General features: G+C 69.0%; 21 protein-coding genes. 17 read left to right on the top strand and 4 right to left on the bottom strand.

Translation table 11 applies throughout. The features are described 5' to 3' along the window. Window positions 1-21: 21 nt before the first annotated feature. The 11 genes from QCD70_RS09550 (at window position 22) to QCD70_RS09500 (ending at window position 16,369) form a co-directional block, all read left to right on the top strand. Entirely contained in the window at window positions 22-996 is a 975-nt protein-coding gene (locus QCD70_RS09550) for an AAA family ATPase (protein WP_301215496.1), read from the top strand. Continuing rightward, on the top strand, window positions 993-2,309 hold the full coding sequence (locus tag QCD70_RS09545; protein WP_301215494.1) for a DUF58 domain-containing protein: 1,317 nt from the start codon (window positions 993-995) through the stop codon (window positions 2,307-2,309). The genes QCD70_RS09550 and QCD70_RS09545 overlap by 4 nt, the downstream gene beginning before the upstream one ends. Further along, the gene (locus tag QCD70_RS09540) at window positions 2,309-4,669 is read left to right on the top strand and encodes a transglutaminase family protein (RefSeq protein WP_301215492.1); all 2,361 of its coding nucleotides are present in this window, start codon (window positions 2,309-2,311) and stop codon (window positions 4,667-4,669) included. Before QCD70_RS09545 ends, QCD70_RS09540 begins: the two co-directional genes overlap by 1 nt. Next, the gene (locus QCD70_RS09535) at window positions 4,666-6,144 is read left to right on the top strand and encodes an RDD family protein (protein ID WP_301215490.1); all 1,479 of its coding nucleotides are present in this window, start codon (window positions 4,666-4,668) and stop codon (window positions 6,142-6,144) included. The genes QCD70_RS09540 and QCD70_RS09535 overlap by 4 nt, the downstream gene beginning before the upstream one ends. Further along, the gene (locus tag QCD70_RS09530) at window positions 6,141-6,965 is read left to right on the top strand and encodes a PP2C family protein-serine/threonine phosphatase (protein WP_301215488.1); all 825 of its coding nucleotides are present in this window, start codon (window positions 6,141-6,143) and stop codon (window positions 6,963-6,965) included. Before QCD70_RS09535 ends, QCD70_RS09530 begins: the two co-directional genes overlap by 4 nt. Next, a complete protein-coding gene (locus QCD70_RS09525) occupies window positions 6,962-8,503 on the top strand; it encodes an FHA domain-containing protein (protein ID WP_301215486.1) in 1,542 nt (513 codons plus the stop codon). Before QCD70_RS09530 ends, QCD70_RS09525 begins: the two co-directional genes overlap by 4 nt. Further along, entirely contained in the window at window positions 8,500-10,152 is a 1,653-nt protein-coding gene (locus tag QCD70_RS09520) for a serine/threonine-protein kinase (protein WP_301215484.1), read from the top strand. Before QCD70_RS09525 ends, QCD70_RS09520 begins: the two co-directional genes overlap by 4 nt. Further along, a complete protein-coding gene (locus QCD70_RS09515; RefSeq protein ID WP_301215482.1) occupies window positions 10,152-10,934 on the top strand; it encodes a hypothetical protein in 783 nt (260 codons plus the stop codon). The genes QCD70_RS09520 and QCD70_RS09515 overlap by 1 nt, the downstream gene beginning before the upstream one ends. A gap of 3 nt (window positions 10,935-10,937) precedes the next feature. Beyond that, complete coding sequence (locus tag QCD70_RS09510; RefSeq protein WP_301215480.1) at window positions 10,938-15,395, top strand: FtsK/SpoIIIE domain-containing protein; 4,458 nt, start codon at window positions 10,938-10,940, stop codon at window positions 15,393-15,395. A gap of 140 nt (window positions 15,396-15,535) precedes the next feature. Next, window positions 15,536-15,802 (top strand): WXG100 family type VII secretion target, encoded by a 267-nt coding sequence (locus tag QCD70_RS09505; RefSeq protein ID WP_044441009.1) that lies wholly within the window; start codon window positions 15,536-15,538, stop codon window positions 15,800-15,802. Window positions 15,803-15,895: 93 nt separating this feature from the next. After that, window positions 15,896-16,369 (top strand): LpqN/LpqT family lipoprotein, encoded by a 474-nt coding sequence (locus QCD70_RS09500; RefSeq protein ID WP_301215475.1) that lies wholly within the window; start codon window positions 15,896-15,898, stop codon window positions 16,367-16,369. Between the two features lie 4 nt (window positions 16,370-16,373). Here QCD70_RS09500 and QCD70_RS09495 read toward each other — a convergent pair whose 3' ends face one another. Continuing rightward, on the bottom strand, window positions 16,374-17,498 hold the full coding sequence (locus tag QCD70_RS09495) for an MFS transporter (protein WP_301215473.1): 1,125 nt from the start codon (window positions 17,496-17,498) through the stop codon (window positions 16,374-16,376). Window positions 17,499-17,756: 258 nt separating this feature from the next. Between QCD70_RS09495 and QCD70_RS09490 the strand changes: the two genes are divergently transcribed. The 4 genes from QCD70_RS09490 to QCD70_RS09475 all read left to right on the top strand — a co-directional run bounded on the left by QCD70_RS09490 (window position 17,757) and on the right by QCD70_RS09475 (window position 21,441). Continuing rightward, the gene (locus QCD70_RS09490; RefSeq protein WP_301215471.1) at window positions 17,757-18,665 is read left to right on the top strand and encodes a recombinase family protein; all 909 of its coding nucleotides are present in this window, start codon (window positions 17,757-17,759) and stop codon (window positions 18,663-18,665) included. After that, a complete protein-coding gene (locus QCD70_RS09485; protein WP_301215469.1) occupies window positions 18,662-19,327 on the top strand; it encodes a nucleotidyl transferase AbiEii/AbiGii toxin family protein in 666 nt (221 codons plus the stop codon). Before QCD70_RS09490 ends, QCD70_RS09485 begins: the two co-directional genes overlap by 4 nt. A gap of 165 nt (window positions 19,328-19,492) precedes the next feature. Further along, entirely contained in the window at window positions 19,493-20,599 is a 1,107-nt protein-coding gene (locus QCD70_RS09480) for a hypothetical protein (RefSeq protein ID WP_301215467.1), read from the top strand. A 140-nt stretch (window positions 20,600-20,739) separates the two neighbouring features. Then, window positions 20,740-21,441, top strand: coding sequence for an AfsR/SARP family transcriptional regulator (locus QCD70_RS09475; protein WP_301215465.1), 702 nt, complete (start codon window positions 20,740-20,742; stop codon window positions 21,439-21,441). A gap of 24 nt (window positions 21,442-21,465) precedes the next feature. Here the strand turns inward: QCD70_RS09475 and QCD70_RS09470 are convergent, their stop codons facing one another. Beyond that, entirely contained in the window at window positions 21,466-22,692 is a 1,227-nt protein-coding gene (locus QCD70_RS09470) for an ice-binding family protein (protein WP_301215463.1), read from the bottom strand. A 221-nt stretch (window positions 22,693-22,913) separates the two neighbouring features. On the opposite strand from QCD70_RS09470, the gene QCD70_RS09465 reads away from it, so the two are divergent. Both QCD70_RS09465 and QCD70_RS09460 read left to right on the top strand, forming a co-directional pair. Then, window positions 22,914-23,513 carry an HdeD family acid-resistance protein gene (locus tag QCD70_RS09465; protein WP_301215461.1) on the top strand — a complete coding sequence of 200 codons (600 nt, stop codon included), beginning with the start codon at window positions 22,914-22,916 and terminating at the stop codon, window positions 23,511-23,513. Beyond that, the gene (locus QCD70_RS09460) at window positions 23,510-23,755 is read left to right on the top strand and encodes a hypothetical protein (RefSeq protein WP_301215459.1); all 246 of its coding nucleotides are present in this window, start codon (window positions 23,510-23,512) and stop codon (window positions 23,753-23,755) included. The genes QCD70_RS09465 and QCD70_RS09460 overlap by 4 nt, the downstream gene beginning before the upstream one ends. 75 nt (window positions 23,756-23,830) lie before the next feature. Here the strand turns inward: QCD70_RS09460 and QCD70_RS09455 are convergent, their stop codons facing one another. Both QCD70_RS09455 and purB read right to left on the bottom strand, forming a co-directional pair. Beyond that, complete coding sequence (locus QCD70_RS09455; protein WP_301215457.1) at window positions 23,831-24,367, bottom strand: HEAT repeat domain-containing protein; 537 nt, start codon at window positions 24,365-24,367, stop codon at window positions 23,831-23,833. A gap of 67 nt (window positions 24,368-24,434) precedes the next feature. Beyond that, window positions 24,435-25,817, bottom strand: a complete 1,383-nt coding sequence (gene purB / locus QCD70_RS09450) for an adenylosuccinate lyase (RefSeq protein WP_301215455.1) — start codon at window positions 25,815-25,817, stop codon at window positions 24,435-24,437. Between the last annotated feature and the right edge of the window lie 2 nt (window positions 25,818-25,819).

Genomic DNA, 25,819 nt, shown 5'->3' with positions numbered 1-25,819 from the left:
GACGAGGAAGACACGACAACGATGACAATGACACCGGAGCAGGCGACCTGGTTCGCCGGTACTTTCGATCGCCTCGTCGCGAATGTGGGCGTGGCCGTGCTCGGCAAGTCCCATGTGATCAGGCTGTCGATCATGGCGATGATCGCCGAGGGGCACGTGCTGCTCGAGGACGCGCCCGGCACCGGCAAGACCAGCCTCGCCAAGGCGATCGCGGCCACCGTTCAGGGAACGCACCAGCGCATCCAGTTCACGCCCGACCTGCTGCCCTCCGACGTCACGGGTGTCACCATCTACGACCAGAAGACGGGCGCGTTCGAGTTCCACCGCGGGCCTGTCTTCGCGAGCATCGTGCTGGCCGACGAGATCAACCGCGCCAGCCCGAAGACGCAGTCGGCGCTGCTCGAGGTCATGGAGGAGTCGCGGGTGACCGTCGACGGCCAGGTGCACGAGGTCGGCCGCCCGTTCCTCGTGATCGCCACCCAGAACCCCATCGAGCAGGCCGGAACCTACAAGCTCCCCGAGGCCCAGCTCGACCGCTTCCTCATCAAGACGTCGATCGGCTACCCCGACCTGGCCAGCGCGGAGCAGATCCTCGCCGGCTCGGCGAACCGCAACCCGTCGTCGGCGCTGAGCGCCGTGATCACCACCTCGGCGGTCGCCGACATGGCCGACCTCGCATCGACCGTGCACGTCGACAGTGCCATCCTGCGCTACACGGCCCAGCTGGCCGAAGAGACGCGCAACGCCCCCGAGAGCCGCGTCGGCGTCTCCGTGCGCGGCGCCATGGCACTGATCCGCGCCGCCAAGGTGTGGGCCGCGGCCCAGGGCCGGCACTTCGTGCTGCCCGACGACATCCGCGACCTCGCCGGACCCGTGTGGACGCACCGATTCGTTCTCGACCCCGAGGCCGAGTTCCAGGGCACGACCGCCGAGAAGGTTCTCGCGCGCGTGCTCAGCGACGTGGCGGCTCCGCAGGCGAGGCAACCCGCAGCATGACCGTGACGGGGGAGAAGAAGGCCTCCCCGATGGCGACGATCGGCCCCCGGCTGGCGAGCGCATCGGGCGCGGTGAGCACGAGCGCGCCCGCACGCTGGGTCTCGGGCACCGGATGGCCCGCTCTGCTCGGCGGCCTGCGTGCCGCCTGGCGCGTCGTCTCCCCCGTGCTCTCGACCGTCTCGGGATTCGGATGGGCGGTCCTCGCCTTCTCCCTGGTCTTCCTCTTCGTGGGGCTCGAATTCGGATGGCGCGAGTTCCTCGTGATCGCCTGCGTCGGTCTCGCGGCGCTCGTCGTCGCGATCGGCTTCGCGGTGGGGCGCTCCGCCTACGCCGTGCGGCTCGACCTCGCCAGCGAGCGGGTCGTCGTGGGAGAGCGTGCAGTGGGACGCATCACCGTGTCGAACACGTCCGCGCGCACACTCCTGCCCGCACGAATCGAGCTTCCTGTCGGCGCCTCGCTCGCCGGCTTCCCTCTTCCGCGCCTCGCCCCCGGCCAGGAGCACGACGACCTCTTCGGCATTCCGACCACCCGCCGCCAGGTCATCACCGTGGGCCCTGTGCGCTCCGTGCGCGGCGACCCCCTGGGCCTCATGCGCCGCGAGCTGCGCTGGACCGACGCCGTCGACCTCTATGTGCACCCGCGCACGGTGCGCCTCGAGGGCTCCGCATCGGGCTTCATCAAAGACCTCGAGGGGCTCGCCAGCCGCGACCTCTCGAACAACGACGTGTCGTTCCACGCGCTGCGCGAATACGTTCCGGGCGACGACCGCCGCTACATCCACTGGAAGACCACGGCCCGCACGGGAACCCTCATGGTGCGGCAGTTCGAGGAGACCCGCCGTTCGCACCTCGCGCTCGCCCTCTCGACCAACACCGCCGACTACGCCAGCGACGGCGAGTTCGAACTGGCCGTCTCCGCCTGCGGATCCCTCGGCATCCAGGCGCTCATGGAGGAGCGCGACGTGACCGTGATGGTGCAGGGCGCCACCCTGCACTCCGAGACGGGCCGACGCCTGCTCGACGACCTCTCTGCCATCGAGGAGCAGGAGCGACGCGAGACCATCGTGCAGCTGTCGAAGGTGGCGGGCCAGACGGTTCCGGATGCCTCGGTGGCGGTTCTGCTGTTCGGCGGCCCGGTCACCCCCACCCAGCTGCAGGCCGCCTCGGTGCACCTGCCCCTCGGCGTGCGCGTCGTGGGCGTGAGCTGCCAGCCGGGAACGGAGCCCATGCGCCGCCAGATCGGCGACATGACCCTGCTCACCATCGGCGACCTCGGGCAGCTGCCCGCGGCCCTCAGGCGGGTGAACAACTGATGACCGCACCCGCACCCACCCGCCGCAGCGGACGCTCAGCGCAGCAGATCAGCCGACGATCGGTCGTCGACGCCGCGCTCGACTGCGCGGCCGTTGTCGCCCTGCTCTCGGTGGCCATCGTGGGCTTCGGCCCCGCGTTCGGCGGAACCGGGTACCTCGTCGCCGGTTTCGGCGCCCTTCTGCTGGGCCTTGCTATCGCTCTGGTCGGCGCCCGACTGCGCGCCAACATCCTGGTTCTCGCGGCCGCCACGCTGATGGTCTACATGGTGTTCGGCGGCCCGCTCGCCGTGCCCACGACCACGCTGTTCGGAGTCATTCCGAGCCTCGAGACGATCCGCGCGCTGGTTCTCGGCGTGGTCTTCTCGTGGAAGGACGTGCTCACACTCGAGACTCCCGTGGGAGCCTTCGCCTCGGTGCTGATCGTTCCCTACCTCGCCACGCTCGTAGCATCCGTTCTCGCCTTCAGCTTCGCCCTTCGCCTGCGCCGAGCCGCCTGGGCCCTGCTGCCCGCCGGCGTGCTGTTCGTGGTGGCCATCGCCTTCGGCACGCGGGATACGGCCGCGCCGATCGTGCAGGGACTCGTCTTCGCCGGCATCGCGCTCGCGTGGTGGGCCTGGCGCCGCAGCCAGGATCGCGCCCGCCGCATCGCCGCGACCACCCTCGACAGTGCGTCGGGCGCGCAGGCTCCGGATGCGGGCCTCGCCCGCACGCGGCTGGCGCTCGGCGCCGGGCTGCTCGTCGTCGCGCTGGGGGTCGGTCTCGCCACCGGCGGACTGCTCGCCCCGGTCAGCGCCCGCGAGGTGCTGCGCGACGCGATCGTGCCCCCGCTCGACCTGCACGACTACGCGAGCCCCCTCGTCGGCTTCCGCAAATACGTACGCGACGAGAAGGAGGACGTGCTCTTCACCGTGAAGGGCCTTCCCGACGGCGCGCGCATCCGCCTCGCGACACTGGATGCCTACGACGGCGTGGTCTACAACGTGGCGGGCGACGGCACGGCCGGCTCGGGCACGTTCACGCGGGTGAGCGGCGACATCCCCAACGATGAGAAGGGCGACAAGGCCACGCTCGATGTGACCATCGGCGACCTGACGGGCGTGTGGATTCCCGACGCGGGCTACCTCGAGAGGTTCCGCTTCACCGGCGACCGCGCCGACGAGCTCTCGGGAAGCCTTCACTACAACCGCACCACCGGTGTCGCGATCACCACCACTCCGTTGGCCAAGGGCGACAGCTACACCATGGACGTCGTGATTCCGAAGGTGCTGACCGACGAGCAGCTCGAGAGCCACTCGCTGCAGTCGCTGACGATGCCGAAGGCCTCGGGGGTTCCCGAAGACGTGGCGCCGCTCGCCACCACCTACATCGGCGACGCCGAGCGCCCGCTCACCCAGGTGCGCAACATCGCCACGTCGCTGAGCCAGGAGGGCTTCTTCAGCCACGGGCTCGAGGGCGAGGCCACGTCGCGCGCCGGCCACGGCGCCGAGCGCATCGCGACCCTTCTCGGGGCCGACCAGATGATCGGCGACGACGAGCAGTACGCGGTGGCCATGGCCCTCATGGCGCGTTCGGCGGGAATGCCCGCGCGCGTGGTGATGGGCTTCTACCCCGACGACTACGCCGGCGCCGATGCCGAACAGCAGATCACGGGCGACCAGCTGCACGCGTGGGTGGAGGTCGCCTTCGACGACGCGGGCTGGGTGGCCTTCGATCCCACTCCCCCGAAGGATCAGGTTCCCCAGGAGGAGGCTCCGAAGCCGAAGTCCGACCCGAAGGCCCAGGTTCTGCAGCCGCCGCCTCCGCCGCAGGAGCCGGCCGACCTTCCGCCGGACATCCGCACCGACGACACCGACCAGGACGACGAACCCGACTCCAACGCGATCCTCACGACCGTGCTGATCGCATCCGGAAGCCTGCTGGCGCTGCTGATCGTGCTGCTGACACCCGTCGTGGTCATCGGCGCGCTGAAGGCGCGCCGTCGTAGAGACCGCCAGAACGCGGAGCGCCCCGCCGATCGTCTGAGCGGCGGCTGGGACGAGATCGTCGACCGCGCCGACGACCTGGGCACACCCGTGGGTGGTCGCGGCGTGACCCGCCGGGCCGATGCCGCCGTGCTCGCCGAGGCCTGGCCCTCCCTGCCGGTCGCCGAGGTGGCCGTGCGTGCCGACCACGGCGTGTTCGGCCCCGGAGAGCCCTCGCAGCAGGAGGTCGACGCCTTCTGGGCCGAGGTGAACGATATCGTCAGGGGAATGCACGATTCGCGTGGATGGTGGAAACGCCTGCGCGCGAGGGTGTCATTGCGCGCGTACATCGGCAGGCGCCTGGAGAGTCGACGCAGACGAAGGAGGGCACGGTCGTGACGAACCCCGTGCAGCAGGGCCCCGGGCAGACGATGCCGTGTGTGCGCTGCGGATCGCCCGTTCCCCGCAGCTCGCAGTTCTGCCTCGCCTGCGGAACGCCGACGTCGACGCGCAGCCAGGCCGCGGCGCTGGCGGGCCCCGAGGTTCCCGTGCAGGCCGCGTGGCAGCCCACGCCCGTGAACGCGCCCATCCTGCTCTCGACGATCGTGCCCGCGAACTACGGCCGACGTGTGCTCGCGTTTCTCATCGACGGTGCGTTCGGGGGTGTGCTCACGACGATCATCGCGCTGCCCATCATCTGGATCGCGGCCGCCTCGGTGGCTCCCGGCAGCGCGTTCGATCTGGCCGGCCTGCCTTCTGCGCTGATCAGTCTTGCGGGCGGCCTCTATCCGCTGGCCATGCTCGTGCTGCAGGCGTTCACGGGCTTCTCGCTCGGCAAGCGCATCATGGGCCTGCGCATCGTGAAGGTCGAGACCCTCATCCGCCCGGGAATCGGTCGGATGCTGCTGCGCGGCGTGATCGTCGGAGCCTCGAACATCGTGATCGGCATCGGCCCGCTGCTCGTCTACCTCTCTCCGTTGTGGGATCCGTGGAAGCGCCTTCGCGGCTGGCACGATCGCCTCTCGGGCACCTGGGTCATCGACGTGACGAGGGGCCCGAACCCGCTGGCGAAGAACGCCGGCGAGATCGTCGACGACGTGCCCGCGGTCGAGAAGACGCGGCGCCCGAAGGCTGCGGCGCCGGTGCCGTCCGCTGCGCCCGTTGCGCAGGCTCCCGTCGTGCAGTCGCTGTCACAGGCTCCGGATGCGTTCTCGTACGCGCCGCCGAGTGTTCCGGCGGCTGCGCCGTCTGCTCCTCCGGTCGCCCCCGCTCCCCCGGCCTCTGCTCCCCCCGTACCCGTGAATCCCGACGTTCCGTCGTATCCGTTCGCGCCGGCATCCGGAGCGCCCGCGGCACCGGCGGTGCCCCCGGCGCCCGCCGCACCGGTCACGCCCGCCGCACAGGTCACGCCCGTCGCGCCACCCGCACCTTCCGGGCCGATCGAGGCGATTCCGAGCTTCGATCCCCTGCCGCCGTTCGGCGGCGAGGATCTCGACGGAACCAAGCTCAGCAACTCCGTGCCCGCGCAGGCGCTGCCCGCCGGAACGGTGACGCTGCTGTTCGACACCGGCGAGAGCTATGTGATCGCGGGCCACGGCGTGCTGGGCCGCGACCCCGTGTCGCCGTACGGGGCGGCCGACGACATGCTCGTGCAGGTCGCCGGGGACACCCGTTCGATCTCGAAGACCCACCTCGAATTCGAGGTTCAGGTCGGCAGCATCTGGGTGACCGACCGACGGTCGACCAACGGCTCGGCCATCGTTCGGGCCGACGGCGTCGAATCGCCGATCACTCCCGGACAGCGCATGACCCTGCGCAGCGGCGACCGGGTGCGCATCGGAACGCGCGTCTTCACCCTCACGGTGGCCCCGTGAGCCCGCCCCCGACGATCGGCGCGTCGACGATCGTGCTGCGCTCGGGCGCCGCCACGCATCGCGGGCTGAAGCGGGCCACCAACGAAGACGCCTACCTGGCGTCGTCGCCGGTGTTCCTCGTAGCCGACGGCATGGGCGGGCACGAGGCGGGCGAACGCGCGAGCGCCATCGTGGTCGAGTCGTTCGACGGACTCACCGGCCGGTCGACGGTCGACCCCACAGAGGTGCGTGCCGCCTTCGACCGCGCCTACCGGTCGATCGCCGAGCTCAGCACCAGCGGGCGGCGGCGTGCCGGAACAACCGTGTCCGGCGTGGCGATCGTCGACAGCGAGGGCGCTGCCGTGTGGCTCATCTTCAACCTGGGCGACTCGCGCACCTATCGCCTCAACTCTGGCGTGCTCGAGCAGATCAGCATCGACCACTCGGTCGTTCAGGAACTGCTCGACGGCGGCGGCATCGACGCCGCCGAGGCGGCGGTGCATCCGGCCCGCAACGTGATCACGCGCGCACTCGGGGCCGGCGGGGACTACCGTCCGGACTTCTGGCTCGTGCCGGTCGAACCCGGCGATCGTATGTTCATGTGCTCCGACGGCATCTCCGGCGAGATCGACACGGAGTCGATCGCCCGAATACTCTCGAGTGAGAAGGATCCTCAGGTGGCGGCCGACCGGCTCGTTCGCGAGGGCATGGCTCGGGGAGGCCACGACAACCTCACGGCGGTCGTGGTCGACGCCTCACTGCCCGCAGCGGGGTCGAACTCGGCTCTGCCCGACGACACCATCCCCCGGGGATCCGTGCCGACCGAAGGAGCCGTGCGATGACCCGCCTCAACTACCAGCCCGGGCAGTGGCGCGGCGTCGTCGCGCCCGGCGCCGTGGCGCTGTTTCCCACCACTCTCGACGGCGAGCTGCTCGAACGCATCTGGCGCACCCTCGACGACGGACACGGGCTGAGCGGCGTACTCGAGGCCCTCACGGCCGAGTTCGGAACGAACCTCAAGGCCATCCCGCCGTTCGCCGTCGCCGTCGCATCGGGTTCGGAGCTGCGCCTGGCCGTTCGCGGGGCGTTCCGCATCGACGTGTCGGAGCCCGGTGCATCCGAGCCCGTGACCGTGGCGGGCGACGAGGTCACCACGTGGAACGAGCGCGTCGTGGCCGCGGCCGAGGGCTTCGTGGTGAGCAGCGACGGCGCGGATTCGTCGGACTGGTTCGCGATCCGCAGCGGCATCGTGCTGTGCCGCGCGGTGTCGTTCCGCATGGCGGGGCAGGCCGGGGCCTCGGCCTCTGCGGTTCCGGTCGTGGCCGTGGAGGCGGCTCCCGCGGCAGCTCCAGTGGTGCCAGCGCCAGCGGTGCCCGTGGTGGAGGCCGCGATCCCCGTGGTCGAGCCCGTGGTCGAGCAGGCGCTGCCCGCCGAGACGATCGTTCCGGATGCGGCTCCCGCGGTCGAGCCCGAGCCTGAGCCCGAGCCTGAACCTGAGCCCGCTCCTGGGCCGGAGCCTGAGCCGGAGGCTGTCGTCGACGACCCCGACGACACCGTCGACGATGTCGAGCCCATCGAAGCCGACGACTTCGGGCCGACCGTCACGGAGCTGCCCGACGACGCCTACGACCATCTCTGGGGCGCGACCGTGGTGAAGTCGGTCGAAGAGGCCGCCGTGCGACTCGACGACGACGAGTCGGCGGACGAGGAGAGCACATCGGCTCCTGCGGCGCCCACGGCTTTACCTGCACCCGAACCCGCTCCCGCTCCCGTCGCATCCTTCACCCCGCCGACCGAGGCCCCCAAGGTCTCGTCGAAGGAGTGGACCGCGCCGCCGCCGACAGGCCTTATCGACCGCGTTCCCGGCTTCGCCGGCGTCGGAGCCGCCGCCCCGAGCTGGAGTGAGCCATCCACTCCCGCGGCGTCGCCGACCGCGGCAGCCTCGAGCGAGAGCGACCACGACGGACTCACGGTCACCGTCTCCGAGCTCGAGGCGATGCGCCGACTCGAGTCGGCCGACGAGGCCGCCACGGCGGGCGGGCCCGGCCGCATCGTGCTGGCCACGGGAGACGTCGTCACGCTCGACCGCCCCGTCATCGTGGGACGCAGGCCGCGGGCTCAACGCGTGCAGGGCGATGTGCTCCCGCATCTCATCACCGTGCCGAGCCCGGAACAGGACGTCTCGCGCAGTCACCTCGAGGTGCGGGTAGAGGGTCGGCATGTGCTCGTCGTCGACCTCGACACCACCAACGGCTCGGTGCTGCACCGCGATTCGACGCCGCCCCTGCGCCTGTCTCCGGGTGAGGCGGTGCTCGTGCTGAACGGCGACATCGTCGACATCGGCGACGGCGTCACGCTGCTCTTCGAGGATCTTCCGTGAACGCGCGCCGACCGCCCTCGCCCCCACCCGAGATCGCCGGGTTCGAGCACGAGCAGCTGCTCGGCTCCGGCGGGTTCGCCGACGTCTTCCTCTACGAGCAGCGGATGCCGCGGCGCAGGGTGGCCATCAAGGTGCTGCTGAGCGAGGCGCTCACGCCGGGCGCCCGCGAGAACTTCGACGCCGAGGCGAACCTCATGGCGCAGCTCTCGACGCATCCGTCGATCGTCACGATCTACCAGGCGGACATCGCCAAAGACGGCCGTCCCTATCTCGTGATGGAGTACTGCTCGAGGCCGAACCTCGCCGCCCGTTACCGCCGCGAGAAGATCAGCGTGGCCGAGGCACTGCGCATCGGCATCCAGGTGGCGGGAGCCGTCGAGACCGCGCACCGCGCCGGCATCCTGCACCGCGACATCAAACCGGCCAATATTCTCACGACGGAATACAACCGCCCCGCTCTCACCGACTTCGGCATCTCGGTCACGATGGTGGGCGGCGGAGACGACGCGGCCGTGGGCATGTCGATCCCCTGGTCGCCGCCCGAGGTGTTCGGACAGAACTCGTCGACCGGCCCGGGTGGAGACATCTACGCCCTCGGCGCCACGGTCTACACGCTTCTGGCCGGGCGCAGCCCGTTCGAGGTTCCGGGCGGAAGCAACGGCGGGCTCGACCTGATCACGCGCATCCAGCAGTCGCCGCTGTCGCGCACGGGCCGGGCCGACGTTCCCGACTCGCTCGAGCAGATCCTGGCCACGTCGATGGCCAAGCGCGAGGAGGACCGCTTCGCTTCGGCCCTAGAGTTCGCGCGGGCGCTGCAGAAGGTGCAGCTCGAGCTCAGCCTCTCGGTCACGCCCGCCGACGTGCTCGACGACTCCCTGCCATCCGCGGCCGAAGAGGAGGAGGACGACGGCAACACCCGCATTCGCGGAATAGTCACGATCGACCCGACGGCGCCGGTCGCGGGCACCGCCACCCGTCGCCCGTATCCCGCGCCCGCGCCCGCGCCGACCGTGCCTCCCGTGCCGCCCGTCGGGGTTCGACCACCGGCCTTCGCACAGACTCCCGGCCTGGCGCCCGAGGTCGTCGAGGCGACGCAACGCCGCGGCCAGGTTCCGCCGGTGGCCGGCTTCCCGGCATCCACCCCCATGGCGTTCGGACTCACCTCGCCGGCCATCGAGCAGACCCAGCATCGCGCGCCCCAGCCGACCGGGCTCGCCGATGCCGGCCCGTCGAACCGCTCAAAGAAGATCCCCATTCTCATCGGAGCGATCTCGCTCGTGGTGCTGCTCGCCGTGGGCGGCACGATCTTCGCGATCAACGCAGGCGGCGGCAGTCCGGCCGCGGTCGAGACCGACGATCCGGTCGATCCGATCGACGTCATCCCGGGCGGGACGGTCGCACCGCCGACCGATGTCGTGGGAGCCCCCGGCGAGGGCGGCATCGTCTTCACGTGGTCGAACCCCGAACCCGAGAAGGGTGACGTCTACCAGTGGGGACTCCTCGTTCCCGGAACCGAGACCAGCCTCTCGTCGACCACCGACACCACCGTGACGGTCGTGCCGACCGAGGGACAGAAGACCTGCATCGAGGTGAGCGTCCGTCGCACCGACGGGCGCGCCTCCGAACCAGCGACGGGATGCGCACCCTGATGACCCACGTCAGCAGCTCGAAATCGAGCACCACCGAATCGTCCACGACCGATGCCAGCATCGAGTACTGCGGCGAGTGGTTCACCCTCGACAGGAACAAGCCCTTCGACATCGGTCGCGACGCCGACCTCGACATCGACGACAACCAGTATCTGCACCGCCGCTTTCTGCAGATCGCGTACATCGACGGCCTGTGGTGGCTCATCAACGTGGGCTCGCGCCTCTCGGCCTCGATCTCGGATGCGACGGGATCGATGCAGGCCTGGCTCGCCCCGGGTGCGCGGCTTCCCGTGGTGTTCGGCCTCACCTCGGTGGTCTTCACCGCCGGCCCGACGACCTACGAGTTCGTGGTGCACACCTCGACGCCGGCCTTCGTCGACTCGAAGCCCGTCTCCTCCAGCGACGGAACGACGACGGTCGGGGCGGTTACCTTCACCCGCTCGCAGTGGCTGCTGATCCTCGCCCTCGCCGAACCCATGCTCAAGCGCGAGGGAACGGGCACGAGCGAGATCCCGTCATCGGCCGCGGCCGCCGAGCGCCTCGGCTGGGTGCTCAGCCGCTTCAACCGCAAGCTCGACAACGTGTGCGACAAGCTCAGCCGCCAGGGCGTCGACGGCCTGCGCGGCGGAGTGGGCGCGCTCGCCACCAACAGACGCGCGCGGCTCGTGGAATACGCCGTGCTCTCTCGGCTCGTGACCCCCGCAGACCTTCCGGCGCTCGACGACGACACCGCCGACACTCCCCAGGCACCCGCCGCGACTCCCTTGAAGGATGCCCGCTAGTCCATGCACATCAAACTCACGCTCTCGCGCGGCGGCGGAACCTCCACGAACGTCGCCGTTACAGCGGATGCGACGACGAGCGTCTCGAACGTGGCCGAGGCCCTCTACACGGCCGACCCCGACAACGACGTGCAGGTCGCGCCACCCCGACTGACGCTTCAGGTCACCGAGACCTCCGGCCAGACCCGGGTTCTCGACCCGCAGTCCAACCTGCTCGACTCGGGAGTGCGCTCGGGCTCGACCATCGAGATCCGCCAGCACAGCGACGACTTCAACGCGCCCGGCTCCGATCGGGGTGCGCCCGCGGCCACCCTGCGGGTGCTGTCGGGCCCGGATGCCGGTGCCGAGTTCGCGCTGCCCTTCGGCACCAGCTACATCGGCCGTGAGCGCGGGGTGGATGTGCGGCTCACCGACTCGCTCATCTCCAAACGGCACGCCCGCATCACCGTGGGCGAGACGGTCGAGATCACCGACATGAACTCCGCGAACGGGCTGCTGATGGGCGGCGAGCAGGTGCCCCGCACCACGCTCAGCTCGGCCGACGTGGTCGTTCTGGGCGACACGGCCCTGTGCGTCGTGCCGCTGCAGCGGCTCGGCGGCGCCGCGCCCTCGACCCCGGTGATCGAGTTCAACCGCTCTCCGCGCGTCGTGGCCCGGTACCCCGGTGACAAGTACCCGGCCCCCGAGCCTCCCGGCCGCCCGCAGCCTCAGCGCTTTCCGATCGTCGCCCTGATCGCGCCGCTCATCATGGGTGTGGTGCTCTACGCCTTCACCCGCAACATCCTCAGTGTGGTGTTCATCGCGCTGAGCCCGCTGCTGATGATCGGCACGTACATCGATCACAAGCTCACGACGCGTCGCCAGATGAAGGATGCGATCAAGCAGTTCACGCTGTCGCTGAAGGCCTTCGTCGACAAGCTGCACGAGCGCCAGCGGCTGCAGCGGGCGGTTCGACTGGGCGAGGCGCCCTCGGTGGGCGACAGCCTCGAGTCGGCCCATCGCCTGGGCCACCTGCTGTGGACCCATCGACCCGAGCACGGCGCATTCCTCGCCGTGCGCCTCGGGCTCGGAACGGCGCACAGCCGGGACAGCGTCACCCTGCCGCAGGCCAACGACACCCTTCCCGAGTACTGGGGTCAGCTCGAAGAGGTGGCCGAGAAGTTCTCGCTCATCGACAACGTGCCGATCGTGGCCGACCTGCGCGAGTCGGGCGCGCTCGGAGTCGCCGGCAGCCTCGAGCTGCGCCGCGGCGTGACCCGCGGCGTGCTGGCCCAGCTCACCGCGCTGCACTCCCCCGCGGAGCTCGTGGTGTGCGCCCTCGTCTCGCCCGTCTCGCGCGAGAGCTGGGAGTGGCTCGAATGGATGCCGCACACCGGCTCCCCGCACAGCCCGCTGGCCGGCGATCACCTCGCCGACAACCCCGGATCGGGCCTGGCGCTGCTGTCGCGCCTCGAGGAGCTCGTCGCCCAGCGCACGACAGGTGCGCCCAGCGCCCGCGGAGCGCTCGAGAGCCCAGACCTGCGGCCGAAGAAAGACGACGAGTCGGACGTTCCGCTGCCCATCACGCCCGCGGTCATCGTGGTCATCGAAGACGACGTGCCCGTCGACCGGGGTCGTCTCAACCGCCTCGCCGAGCGCGGCGCCGACGCCAACGTGCACATCGTGTGGTCCGCGCCATCCATCGCCCACCTGCCGGCCGCGTGCCGCAGCTTCGTGAGCGTCGATTCGGATGTCGCCGGCGGCACCGTGGGCCAGGTCCGGCTGGGCGAGCACACCTACCCGGTGGTGTGCGAGACGGTCGAGCTGGAGGCGGCGCACCGCTACGCGCGGCATCTCGCCCCCGTCGTCGACGTGGGCTCGCCGATCGACGACGAGTCCGACCTGCCCCGCTCGGTGTCGTACCTCTCGCTCGTCGGCCCCGAGCTCGCCGAGCAGCCCGATGCCGTGGTCGAGCGCTGGCGCGAGAGCAACTCCATCGCTCTGCGCGACGGGTCGCCGCCGGTGCGCCGCAAGAAGGAGGGCTCGCTGCGCGCTCTCGTGGGCCACAGCGGAACCGAGCCGTTCTACCTCGACATCCGCAACCAGGGCCCGCACGCCCTCGTCGGCGGAACGACCGGAGCCGGAAAGAGCGAGTTCCTGCAGTCGTGGGTGCTCGGCATGGCCGCGGCGCACTCGCCCGACCGCGCGACCTTCCTGTTCATCGACTACAAGGGCGGCGCGGCCTTCGCCGACTGCGTGGCGCTGCCGCACACCGTGGGCCTCGTCACCGACCTGTCGCCGCACCTGGTGCGCCGCGCACTCACCTCACTGCGCGCCGAACTGCGCTACCGCGAGCACCTGCTCAACCGCAAGAAGGCGAAAGACCTCGTCTCGCTCGAGAAGACAGGCGACCCGGAGACCCCGCCGAGCCTGCTGATCGTGGTCGACGAGTTCGCCGCCCTCGTGCAGGAGGTGCCCGAGTTCGTCGACGGCGTCGTCGACGTGGCCCAGCGCGGCCGCTCGCTCGGCCTGCACCTGATCCTCGCCACGCAGCGGCCCGCCGGCGTCATCAAAGACAATCTGCGCGCCAACACCAACCTGCGCATCGCGCTGCGCATGGCCGACGCCGAGGACTCCTCCGACATTCTCGGAACGCCGATGGCGGCGTACTTCGACCAGTCGATCCCGGGCCGCGGAGCCGCGAAGACCGGACCGGGCCGACTCGCGTCGTTCCAGACCGGATACGCCGGAGGGTGGACCACGAACGAGCCGCCCCGCCCGCGCATCGACATCACCGAGATGAACTTCGGTGCCGGAGCCGAGTGGGAGGTGCCGGAGGTCGAGGTCGTGGAGGCGGCCGACCCGGGGCCGAACGACATCGCGCGACTCGTCGCATCCATTCGCACGGCGGCCCGCCGGGCCGACATCCCCGACCCGCGCAAGCCGTGGCTCGACGAGCTCGCGGCCGTCTACGACTTCTCGCTGCTGCCGAACCCGCGCACCGACGAGCGGCTGCTGCTCGGCGTCATCGACGAGCCCGAGAACCAGATCCAGCCGACCGTGTTCTACGAGCCCGACCGCGACGGCAACATGGCCGTCTACGGAACCGGTGGATCGGGCAAGAGCGCCACCCTGCGCACGATCGCCGTCGCGGCGGCCATCACGCCACGCGGCGGTCCGGTGCACGTCTACGGCCTCGACTTCGGATCGAGCGGACTCAGCATGCTCGAGGAGCTGCCCCACGTCGGCGCGATCATCGACGGCGACGACGAGGAGCGCGTGATCCGCCTGCTTCGGATGCTGCGCGACACGGTCGACGACCGCTCGGCCCGCTATTCCGCGGTTCGGGCCGGCAGCATCGGAGAGTATCGGCGCATCGCCGGGGCGCCCGAGGAGCCGCGCATCATCATCCTGGTCGACGGAATCGGCGCGTTCCGTGAGCAGTACGAGTTCGGCGGGCACTCCGCCTGGTTCACCACCTTCGCGCAGATCGCCAGCGATGGACGTCAGGTGGGTGTGCACATCGTGATCTCCGGCGACCGCCCCAACTCCGTTCCCGCATCGCTCGGATCGACGGTGCAGCGACGGTTGGTGCTGCGCATGGCCAGCGAGGATGACTACCAGCTCGTCGGCGTTCCGAAGGACACGCTCACGGCGATCTCTCCCCCCGGGCGCGGACTCATGGGCGGAAACGAGATCCAGATCGCCGTGCTCGGCGCCGACCCCAACGTGGCCATCCAGTCGCGCGAAGTGGCCAAGCTGGCCGAGGCCATGCGCCGCCAGGGCATTCCCGAAGCCCCGCCCATCCGGAAGCTGTCGGACTCGATCGGCCTGTCGACCCTGCCCGCCACCGCGGGGGGCCTGCCGGTGATCGCCGTTCGCGACGACAACCTGGCCCCGCTCGGCATCGCACCGCGCGGAGCGTTCATGGTGTCGGGATCGGGCCAGAGCGGCCGCTCCACGGCGCTCGCGACCATGGCTGCGGCGCTGCGTCGGGCGCAGCCCGGCATCCGGCTCGTGCATATCTCGCCACGCAAGACGTCGCTCACGCCCCTGCCGTTCTGGTCGATGTCTATCTCCGACCCCGCCCAGGTCACCGCGTTCGCAGACGACCTGCAGGGCCAGCTCGACGCTGGAACCCTGCGGCCCGACTCGATCGCGATCTTCGTGGAGAACATCGGGGACCTGACCGGGACCATGGCGGAGAACGACATCGACCGCCTGATCAAGCGGGCGCTGCGCGACGACGTGTTCGTGGTGGGCGAGAGCGAGACGGCCACCTGGTCGGCGGCCTGGACGCTGGCCGGCTCGTTCAAGGGCGCCAAACGGGGCCTGCTGCTGGTGCCGGGCGAACTGGATGGCGACACCCTGCTCGGCACATCGCTCGGCCGCTTCCGCCGCGCAGACCTGCCGCCGGGCCGCGGATTCCTCGTGCAGCAGGGCCGCATCACCAAGGTGCAGGTGGCCCTGCCGGATGCCTGAGAACCGCCCCGCCAGGGGCATGGGGAGTTCTCCCCATCGACTCCCCTACGGGGGTCGCCCTAGTCTGATCACGTGAGATCGACTCACGGGATGTAGCGAAACCGGAACCGCCGGGTCGCCAGGAAAATAAGGAGAAAACAATGGCCGTATGGGGTCTTGACGTTGACCAGGTTCGCAGCCTCGGAAAGCAGCTCAACCAGCAGTCGCAGCAGGTCCAGACGATCCTGACGACGCTCACCAGCGCACTGCAGAGCGTGCAGTGGACCGGTCCCGACGCGGAGAACTTCCGCAGCGAGTGGAGCGGAACGCACACCGCCGCCCTCAAGCAGGTCATCGCCGCACTCGAGGACGCCTCGCAGAAGGCAGCAAAGAACGCTGCCGACCAGGAGAGCACCTCGAACGCGTAGCACTCTCCTCCGGATACTCCGGAATCGGGCGGGCGTCGATCACTCGACGCCCGCCCGTGGTGTTTCTCCCCTCACGAAAGGTCTGCAGGCTCGATGTCGCGCACGCTCACGTTCCCCAGTTCGGATGCCCCGGCATTGCCCATCGTGTCTCTCGATGTGCCCGACGACTGGCATGTGCTCTCGACGACCGCCGCCATGCTGGCCGCGGCGAAAGAGGTGGAGCAGGGCGAATTCCGACCGAACGTCGTCGTCTCGATTTCGCGCTTCGGTTCGGGCTACACGCTCGGCACGGCGATCGAAGCCGTCATCGACAAGGTGTCGTCGATAGAGGGCGTCGTCGAGCTGGGTCGTGATCGGCCCGAGGTGCTCGGCCGTGCGGGTTTCCGGATCGAGTTCAGCTACCCGGATGCCCGCGTGGGCACCCTCGTTCAGGCAGTACGACTCGCCCTCGTGTCGAACGGCCCCGCACTCGACCTGGTCGAGGTCACGGCAACCGCCACCGCCGCGCAATCGATGGCGATCTGGCCGGAGATCCGGGCCATCCAGGCCAGCGCGACGCTCGCCTGAGCCGTCAGCCGCGGCGAAGGGCTGTGACATACCGGCAGCCGACCGCGATGAGTCCAGTCAAGATGGGGATGAGCCAGAGCGCTGCCGGCAGTGAGGTGGCGTGTGATAGCAGGCCGATAAGCGGGGGGCCGCAGAAGATGCCGACCCATCCGATGCCGGAGACGACCGTGACCGCGAATCCGGGATGCGTGCCGTGGAGTCTGCCGGCTGCGCTGAACACTGTCGGAACGACGGTGCCGCAGCCGAGGCCGAGGATAAAGAATCCGGCGATCGCGGCGGGGATAGTTCCGATCAGGAGTGCGCTTGCGAACACCATCGCGGCAACTCCGGTCAGGATTGGAAGGAGCACGTGCACGGGGAATTTGGCGACGAGTCGGTTTCCGAAGAGGCGAACGATGACCATCGCGAGGGCGAAGCTTGTGTAGCCGAGGCCAGCAGCGACCGGCCCGCCGTCGAGGGATTCGCGGAGGTATACCGACGACCAGTCGGCTACGGCCCCTTCCATGAGAAGGGTGGCGAAAGCGATACCGCCGAGAACGAGCATGACCGGTGACACGCGGCGGCGAACCTTCTGATCGGGATCGGCGACGAACTCCGACGCGGGCTCGACGTCGGACAGCATGCGGGTGCTCAGCCACGGGCCTAGGGCGAGGGCCGGCACGCCGATGATGATCAGTTGTGTAGTGAGGGACGTGCCGAGCGCGACGCCGGCTGTGCCGGCCGCGGCCCCGACGAACGCGCCGATGCTCCAACTGGCCTGCATGCCGTTCATGATCGGTCGATCGCGGGCCTTCTCGACCGCTACTGCCTGCGTTGTCATCGCGATATCCAAAAGCCCTTGAAACAGACCCCAGACGAGAAGGGCGCCGAACAACGCCCAAAGGGAGCCCGTCAGACCGACGAAGGGGCCAGTGAGACACGACCCGGCAAGCGCGAGCTGCACGAGTCGACGGCTGCCGAGCCGAGGTATGACAGCGGAGCTAATGATGACGGCGAGCAGTGATCCGGCCGGCACACCGAGCAGAGCGATTCCGAGCATGCCGTCGTCCATGCCGATATGCGCCTTGACGACCGGAATGTGCGCCGTCCACGACGCGAAGAGGAGGCCGTGCGCAAAGAACACCGCCACGACCCCCACTTGCGCGCGCCGCCCCGCTAGTTCGCTCAACGTCGAAGGCATGTTGTCTCATCCATAGCCGAATGCTATTCAGGGCCACCGACACCCGCGCGGGCAATGTCGTGGGTTTCCGCAATCACCCGAAACTGATCGGTTCTGGGTGGCTGTCGACGGGTTCGGATGCAGAGGTACACGCCGATGTTCGATCAACCGAAACCCTCGCAACACCGTTTTCGGGCGGATCGTCTATGGTGGCAGGGGAGGTTCGAGATGAGTCGCACAGTCGGGTATGCCCTGGCATCGACGCATGGGGAGAACCCGGCCCCGCACGAAGCCGAGTTGCGTGGTGCCGGCGCCGACCGTGTCTTCGTCGACTGTGGGGAGCACAGCCGAACTGCTGACCGTCCGCAGTGGCTCGCCTGCCTCGATTACCTCCGAGAGGGTGACACTTTACTGGTGCGTCGGCTTGACCGTCTTGGTAAATCCGAGCGGATCATCATCGAGATGCTGCACGACCTGAACCGCCGTGGCGTGAACATCAAGAGCCTGACCGAGCCGATGATCGACACAACGACGCCGATGGGGCGCGCCTTATTCGGAATCGTCGCGGTGTTCGCGCAGCTGCGCGTAGACACGATTCGGGAGGAAACGATGCGTGGTCTGCAGATTGCTCGCTCGAAGGGACGCGTCGGAGGCCGCCCTTCGGTGATCGGCCCGGAGCGGATGGCGGAAGCTCGACGGATGCGTGCCGAAGGGCGAAGTATCGCCCATATTGCAGGCGTTCTCGGCGTCGGGGCCTCCTCAGTTTCGCGCGCCTTCGCGAAGCTTGACCAGCCCACCTCGGTCGCCGCTCCCGCAGAGCGGCGTGTGTTCTTCCGGGACACCAAACCTTATGAGGCGCCGTCTGCTCTCGATGAGCTACGGGGCCCAGCCCACGGAGTGCTCGAGTTGCCGCATTCGGTCTACTGGGGCCCGGAACGCACTGCTGACCTCGAGACGGCGGCCGGCATCCGTAAGGCCTATCAGGCCGCGCTTCGCGAGGGTACCGCCGTCGAGCAAGTCGGCCTCCTGAACCGCGATGTGCTTCTGCGCGAATGGGGCGAGCTCGCCTTGCCCGACCGGGTGCGCGTGCTGTGGGAGTCTCGCTTTCCTGAATTGCGTGCATCGGTGTCGGCGTGAACGACCTCGAGCTGCAGCGCACGGTAACGCGGGTGGCTCTCGAGGCGTCGGCCTCAAGCGGGTTTGCTCTCGCCGGCAGCGGCGCAATCCGTGAGCATGGCGTCATCGATCGGCTCAGCGACGACGTCGATCTGTTCACGTCCAACACGAACGAACGGAGCTTCGACAGCGCGGTCGATCGCGTCGTCGTCGCCCTCCATGCTCATGACTTCGCCGTTGATGTCGTCCGGCGTACGGAGCAGTTCGCGCGTATGCATGTGCGCACGGCTGGCGGGCAGCAGGTCGACATCGATATGGGGATGGACTGGCGCGAGACCGAGCCCGTCACACTCGATGTCGGTCCGGTGTTGAGCATCCGGGACGCAATCGGCAACAAGGTCTCGGCTCTCTACAGCCGTGCTGAGGCCCGCGACTTCTTCGACGTCGATGCCATTCGCGCTTTCGGTCACTACACGGACGCGGAATTGGTCGACGCTGCCCGGGAACGTGACCCCGGATTCGACTCGGCCATGTTTGCCTCTCAGCTCGAGCGGGTGCAGCGACTCACGGTCGAGGATCTCCGGGAGTACGGCGTTGACGAAGCCGAACTTGCTGCCATCACAAGGCGTCTCATGGGCTGGGTTGATGAACTGAGGCCGGACACGGGCGGCCCACACGAGTAGAGAGGGCCATGGCTGACCTCGACTCGGCCAGCTCGGCGACACCCATTCCGGCGTCATCGCCGCGTCACAGCCGTGTCATGAGGGCGTCCTTGCCCGGTCACGAAGCCGTCACGGCTCGGTCATGACCCCTGAGCGAGACTCGAGCTACAACTAGGGAGTCACATCATGGGGAAGCCTCACACGCTCGCGACATCGCGACAATTCTTCGGCCTCGGAGCCGCGCACCGCCGTCTGTTCATCGCCGCAGCCCTGCTGGCCGTCGCCGCGGTCGCGTGCCTTCCCCTTCTCGGGGCGAGCAGCGCATCAGCAGTCCCGCTCGCCGTCTCCCAGTGCAACGGCACGGATAACAGCACCAACGAGGCCGTCGAGTGCACCGTGGTCGTCACCAACACGGTGAATGTCGCAACCGGTGTGAAGAGCAGTTCGACGGTCGTCACGGAATGCCACGGCTTCGCCAACGCGGAACCGGTCTGCGAGCTGCCCCAGACGCTCAACACGAACGACGTCGTGCTCTCCGTGGACCAGTGCAACGGATCGGGCAACGGCACGGGAAGCACCGTGATCTGCTCGGTCGAGGTCATCAACAACATCGTCGGCACAGCGACACCGCAGACCGTGACGATCAACCAGTGTCAGGAATCCGGCGCCGGAGGCGCGGACGCCACCAGCCTCAACTGCGACTCCTACGACAGCACCGACCCGTCGACGGCGACCGTCGTGCAGTGCAACGGCTCCGGCAACGGCGGCGGCGGAATCCTTCGGGTGACCTGCACCGTCGAGGGCGGCTCCACCGCATCCGTCATCCCCACCACCGTCAACCAGTGCAACGGCTCTGGCAACGGCGGCGGCGCCTACGTCACCTGTTCCGTCGCATTCACGACGAACATCGTCGCGGGCCCGGATGACGGCGAAGGCGACGGCGGCGAGACCGGTGGTGAGACGGGTGGCGGCACCGGCGGTGAGACCGGTGGCGAGACCGGTGGTGGCACCGGTGGCGAGACCGGTGGTGGCTCCGGCGAAGGAACGACGCCCCCGGGTGCAGAGACCCCCGGCACCCCCGGCACCCCCGGCGGCCCCGGCACACCCGGGAACCCCGAGGGATCGGGCGGCTCGGGATCGGGCGGTTCGGGCTCGGCAACCGGATCGTCGGCTGGAGCATTGGCGAACACCGGCATGCCGGTCGAGAACATCCTTCTCGGCGGGGCCTCGGTTCTGCTGCTCGGTCTTGTCGTTGCAGTCCTTGCGCGTCGCCGGCACACAGTGAAGAACTGAACACGTCGGGTGCGCCCCTAGCTGGGCGCACCCGCATATGGGAACATGTGACTCTAGGAGCGAATCCGTCACATGTTGCCTCTGCTCAATCCGAGTTCTCCGGTCGTTCCGACGCGGAGGATTTCGGCGCGGGCGGCGACATGATCGAGATCAGCGTGCTCGGACCGCTCACCGTCCGCAACGATGGAGAGGAGATCCTCGGTCTCTCAGTCGGAACCAAGAGGCTTCTCGCCTTTCTTGCGCTCAGACCGCGGGGCGCTCGCCTGGCCATCTCGGGGGAGATGTGGCCGGATGTCACGGAGCGGCGGGCCAGCGACAGCCTGCGCTCGGCGCTCACCCGTCTCGAAGACGCCATCAAGCCGGCCATCACGATGACTCCGGCCGGCCTGAGTCTCGCGCCCGGCGTCGCCGTCGATCTCAACGTCGCCCGCGAATCGGCGAGGCGCCTGCTGCAGCCGGGCGCGGCATCCACGCCCGATGACCTGAGCACCTGGGCGATCGAGGCCTTCGCGTCTCGAATCCTCCCCGACTGGTACGACGAGTGGGTGCTGTCGGAGGTCGAGGACTGGCGGCAGTTGCGTCTGCACGCCCTGGAGGCTCAGGCCGAGATGCTGATCACGGAGGGAAGCCTGCGGGCCGCCGCCTGGGCCGCGCGGGCCGCGATGCGCGTCGAGCCCTTGAGGCAGAGCGCCATCGTCAGCCTTGTCAAAGTGCACCTCGCCGAGGGCAACCAGTCGGAGGCGTTGCGCGACTACGACATCTACGCGGCCCTGCTCGAGCGCGAACTCGGGCTCGAGCCCACCGCGATCCTCAGCGACCTCGTCGCGCCCTTCCGCCGGTAGGGGCGGAAGGGCGGACGGAGCCGGCTACGACCGACGCCGAGCCGGTCGGGTGCGGAGGAGGAGGCCGAGCGCCAGCAGGGCCACGGCTCCGCCGATCAGGCCGCCTGTCTCGAACCCGGTGGCCGCGAGCGATCCGCCCTGTCCTGAGCCGCCCTGTCCTGAGCCGCCCTGACCCGAGCCGCTCGGCGTCTCGACCGTGGGCGGTGTCGGCACCACGGGTGCCGCCTCGGTGACGATCGTGTAGCTCGCGGTGACGTCGCCCGTATCGCCGTTGCTCGCCGTGATGGTGAACGTCGAGGTGCCGGGTGTGGTCGGTGTGCCCGTGATGGTGCCGTTCTCGGAGATGACCAGGCCCGCAGGCAGCTCGCCCTCGGTGACCGTGACGGTCGGAGTCGGCGTTCCCTCGGTGGCGACGGTGTCTTCGTACGGAGTGCCCACGGTCGCGTCGTCGAGCGAGTCCGTGGTGATCTCCGGTGTCGTCGTCTCGGTCGTGTCGCCGGAACCCGTCGTGCAGCCCGATGGACGCACGATGGTGTCGTTGATCAGCGTGACCGCCGAGGTGCTGGCGAGAAGTCTGCCCTGAACGACGGCGGCGTTGCCCACGCTGATCGACTCCTGCGCCATGATCGTGCCGACGAAGGTCGAGCCGCTTCCCAGGGTGGCCGACGAACCGACCTGCCAGAAGACGTTGCAGATACTGGCCCCGTTGATGAGTAGTACGCGGCTTCCCGAGCCGGTGACGAGGGTGCTCGACGCCTGGAAGACCCACACCGATGCCGCGCCACCGTCGAGGGTGAGGGTGCTGCCCGAGGCGAGGTCGAGGGCTCCGCCCGAGTAGACACCCGGTTTCAGCGTCTTGCCTGCCAGCTGGGAGAGTCCCTTCGCCTGAGGCGTGAGGCTCTTCGCCACACCGAAGGCCTCGTCGAGATCGATCTTGGCCTGGTCGACGTCGGGATCGGTGCGAGCAGACCCCGTGCCGACGACGAACGAACCTGCAGGTGATCCTTCGAATCCGTCGATCGCGGTGCCAGGCGAGAGCCCCACATCACCCGTGACCACGGTCGGCCCGGTGTTCGTCACGGTGGAACCCGCGAGAACGGCGTAGCCGGCAGCCGTCTTGAGGGTGATCGGGCCGTCGAGCACGGTCGCGGCCTGAGCGGTGCTGGAGAATCCCAGCACCAGTGCAGAGCCCAGGGCCAGACCGGTCAGGCCTGCAACGGAGATACGACGATAGTGATATGAGCTCGGCATGCGTGACCCCCAAGGTCTACGGCGAGTGAAGCATCATCGCTTCGATGTGACGAGATGTCGCACCGTCCTCAGTGATGAGTTGATCACACCCGACGCTCCTCGACCATGCTGATGACAAACGGCGCTACGGGGTGTAGGGACTGCTCGGAGTCGCCGACGGAGAACCCTCAGCATTCACCACGGTAAACTGGCAGGGTTCTCGAACGAAAGCAGGCCGCGCGGTGACCACCCAGCCCACCCGCCCGCAGGCGCAATCGCCCTACTGGGGCGTGCCTGTCGCCCGGGCGATCCCGGCAATCGTCGTGGCCCTCATCGTCGCTTTCACACCGAACCATTCGAGTGTCGTAGGCCTGCTGGTATTCGGGGCGTTCGCCCTCGCATCCGGCCTGCTCACGGGCATCCTGACTCTTCGCGCCCTGCCCGCAGGCACAGGCCGCGCCCTGCTTCTCGCGCAGGCGGCCACCAGCATCGTCGCCGGTGTGCTCGCGCTGTCGCTGCAGGGCTTCGGGTTGGCCTTCCTGCTGTATCTCGTGAGTGTGTGGGCCGCGATCACGGCCATTCTGGAGCTCGTCACGGGACTGCGCTCGCGCGGGGAGGCGCCCGCCAAGGACTGGATCGCCATGGGAGGGCTCACCGCGATCCTCGCACTCACCTTCCTCCTCCTCCCCCTCACCGACCTGGTTGCCGTGGGACTCTTCGGCGCGTACGGTGCCGTGCTCGGCATCTACCTCGTGATCGCGGGGCTCTCACTCCGCTGGGGCACCCAGCCGAGCGCCCCCACAGCAAAGGACTCCGTGACTCTCGAGGTGCAGAACCCGTGACCCAGCCATCCAAGCGCGACGTCTTCAAGCCCGTCGAACTCATCGTCCTGTCGGCGGTGATGGCCCTGTTCGTGGGGCTCACCGTGCTGCTCGCCACGCGCAACCCGCTGCTCTCGGTGATCTTCTTCGGGGTGGCCTTCATCGTGGTGCTCGTGGTGATCGCGATGATGGTGTTGACGTTCAAGCCGAACAAGTCGGAGCAGACGGAGCTCGACGACGACCTTCCGCCTTCTGGGCACTAGCAGTTTCCTGCGCCGAGTTCGCTTCGCTCACCGGCTTCGTTCCCTGAGCTTGTCGAAGGGAGCCTGCGGGGCGCTCTAGGAGAGGGTGTCTTTCAGGGTTTTGAGGGACTGCTGGGCGGTTCTGCGCACCTCTTTGTCGGGGTCGCGCAGAAGGGCCTCGAGCGTGTCCTGGGTCGTGGCGTCGCCCGTGGCCGCCAGTGCTCGGGCCGCTGCGGCGCGGACCCGTGCGTGATCGTCCTTCGTCAGGGCGGTGAGCGCCTCGGGGGCCGCGATCGACCGCAGGGCCGCCACCTTCGCGCACATCTCGCGAACCCGCCACGCCTGGTTGCCGAGGCCGGCGATGACGGCCGGCGCCGCGGCATCCGACCACACGTAGTTCAGCGCGCGGGCGCCCCACAGTTCGGGCCAGTACAGCGAGGGCGCGCCGGCGAGGATGCCGTCGGCGTGCGGGCCCCCGACGACGCGCAGGAAGTCCTCGCCCTCGTAGCCGCCCTCGAGCAGCGACCGCGCGCGGAGCACGACTGAGGTCTCGCCCTCACGCTCGACAGCGGCCTGGATGCGCTCTTCGAGCGACGCGGTGTGGTGGGACGGGGTCTCGCTGTCGTGTGCCATAAGACACCAAGGCTACCGTGAGCTCCCGAGAGCACCTCGGGAGCGGACGGGAAGCCGGGCCGGGCGCTCAGAGGATGTGCTCGACCAGCGCCGACGAGATGCCCACGTAGCTGTGCGGGGTCAGCGCGAGCAGCCGTTGCTTCGCCGCATCGCCGATGTCGAGGCCCTCCACGAATGAGGCCAGGTCGCTCGCGCCGATGCGCTTGCCGCGGGTGAGTTCCTTGAGCAGGGCGTAGGGGTCGGTGATCGACGAGCGGCCCGCCGTGATCTCGGCCCGCACGACGGTCTGGATGGCCTCCGCGAGCACCTCCCAGTTGGTGTCGAGGTCGGCGGCGAGGAGCTCGCGGTTGAGCGAGATCTGGCCGAGGCCAGAGGTGATGTTCGACAGCGCGAGCAGCGAGTGGCCGAGGGCGACGCCCACGTTGCGTTGCGTGGTGGAGTCGGTGAGGTCGCGCTGCAGGCGGCTTGTGACGAGGGTCTGGGCGAGCGAGTCGAGCAGGGCGGACGAGAGCTCGAGGTTGGCCTCGGCGTTCTCGAACTTGATCGGGTTGATCTTGTGCGGCATCGTCGACGAACCGGTCGCCCCGGCCACCGGGATCTGGGTGAAGTAGCCGAGCGAGATGTAGGTCCACACGTCGGTGCAGAGGTTGTGCAGAATGCGGTTGCCGTGGGCGACCTGCGAGTAGAGCTCGGCCTGCCAGTCGTGGGACTCGATCTGGGTGGTGAGTGGGTTCCAGGTGAGACCGAGCGATGTCACGAACTCGCGCGACACGGCCTGCCAGTCGAGGTCGGCCTCGGCCGAGAGGTGGGCGGCGAACGTTCCCGTCGCGCCTGAGAACTTGCCGAGGTACTCGGCCGCCTCGACCTGCTTACGGATGCGCTCGAGGCGGTAGACGGTGACCGCCAGCTCCTTGCCCATGGTGGTGGGGGTGGCGGGCTGACCGTGGGTGCGGGCGAGCATGGCGTCGTCGCGGTACTGCACGGCCTGGGTACGCAGCTCGTCGATCACCGCGCGGAACGCCGGCAGCCAGACCTCGGTGACGGCATCCCGGATGACGAGCGCGTAGCTGAGGTTGTTGATGTCCTCGCTCGTGGCCGCGAAGTGGGTGAGCTCGGCGATCTCGGTGAGTCCGAGCTCGTCGAGTCGGCGGCGCACGTAGTACTCCACGGCCTTCACGTCGTGCTTCGTGGTCGACTCGAGGGCGCCGAGCTCGGCCACCTCGTCGTCTCCGAAATTCGGGGCGAGCTGGCGCAGCTGACGCTGCTTCTCGAGCTCGATCGGCGTCGATCCGAACAGCGAGTGGTCGGTGAGGTAGATCAACCACTCGACCTCGACCTGGATGCGGGCGCGGTTGAGGCCGGCCTCCGAGAGGAACTCGCCCAGCTCGGAGACGGCGGAGGCGTAGCGGCCGTCGAGAGGGCTGAGGGGCTGGGGGGAAAGGGCGCTCATGA

The organism is Agreia sp. PsM10, from assembly GCF_030433855.1.
Lineage (GTDB): Bacteria > Actinomycetota > Actinomycetes > Actinomycetales > Microbacteriaceae > Agreia.
This window is presented reverse-complemented; position numbering and strand designations above follow the sequence as displayed.

Excerpts from the sequence above, each read along its gene's own strand:
- QCD70_RS09550 (WP_301215496.1), top strand. The coding sequence starts at position 22 with ATGACAATGACACCGGAGCAGGCGACCTGGTTCGCCGGTACTTTCGAT.
- QCD70_RS09545 (WP_301215494.1), top strand. The coding sequence starts at position 993 with ATGACCGTGACGGGGGAGAAGAAGGCCTCCCCGATGGCGACGATCGGC.
- QCD70_RS09540 (WP_301215492.1), top strand. The coding sequence starts at position 2,309 with ATGACCGCACCCGCACCCACCCGCCGCAGCGGACGCTCAGCGCAGCAG.
- QCD70_RS09525 (WP_301215486.1), top strand. The coding sequence starts at position 6,962 with ATGACCCGCCTCAACTACCAGCCCGGGCAGTGGCGCGGCGTCGTCGCG.
- QCD70_RS09515 (WP_301215482.1), top strand. The coding sequence starts at position 10,152 with ATGACCCACGTCAGCAGCTCGAAATCGAGCACCACCGAATCGTCCACG.
- QCD70_RS09510 (WP_301215480.1), top strand. The coding sequence starts at position 10,938 with ATGCACATCAAACTCACGCTCTCGCGCGGCGGCGGAACCTCCACGAAC.
- QCD70_RS09505 (WP_044441009.1), top strand. The coding sequence starts at position 15,536 with ATGGCCGTATGGGGTCTTGACGTTGACCAGGTTCGCAGCCTCGGAAAG.
- QCD70_RS09500 (WP_301215475.1), top strand. The coding sequence starts at position 15,896 with ATGTCGCGCACGCTCACGTTCCCCAGTTCGGATGCCCCGGCATTGCCC.
- QCD70_RS09490 (WP_301215471.1), top strand. The coding sequence starts at position 17,757 with ATGAGTCGCACAGTCGGGTATGCCCTGGCATCGACGCATGGGGAGAAC.
- QCD70_RS09480 (WP_301215467.1), top strand. The coding sequence starts at position 19,493 with ATGGGGAAGCCTCACACGCTCGCGACATCGCGACAATTCTTCGGCCTC.
- QCD70_RS09475 (WP_301215465.1), top strand. The coding sequence starts at position 20,740 with ATGATCGAGATCAGCGTGCTCGGACCGCTCACCGTCCGCAACGATGGA.
- QCD70_RS09470 (WP_301215463.1), bottom strand. The coding sequence starts at position 22,692 with ATGCCGAGCTCATATCACTATCGTCGTATCTCCGTTGCAGGCCTGACC.
- QCD70_RS09455 (WP_301215457.1), bottom strand. The coding sequence starts at position 24,367 with ATGGCACACGACAGCGAGACCCCGTCCCACCACACCGCGTCGCTCGAA.
- purB (WP_301215455.1), bottom strand. The coding sequence starts at position 25,817 with ATGAGCGCCCTTTCCCCCCAGCCCCTCAGCCCTCTCGACGGCCGCTAC.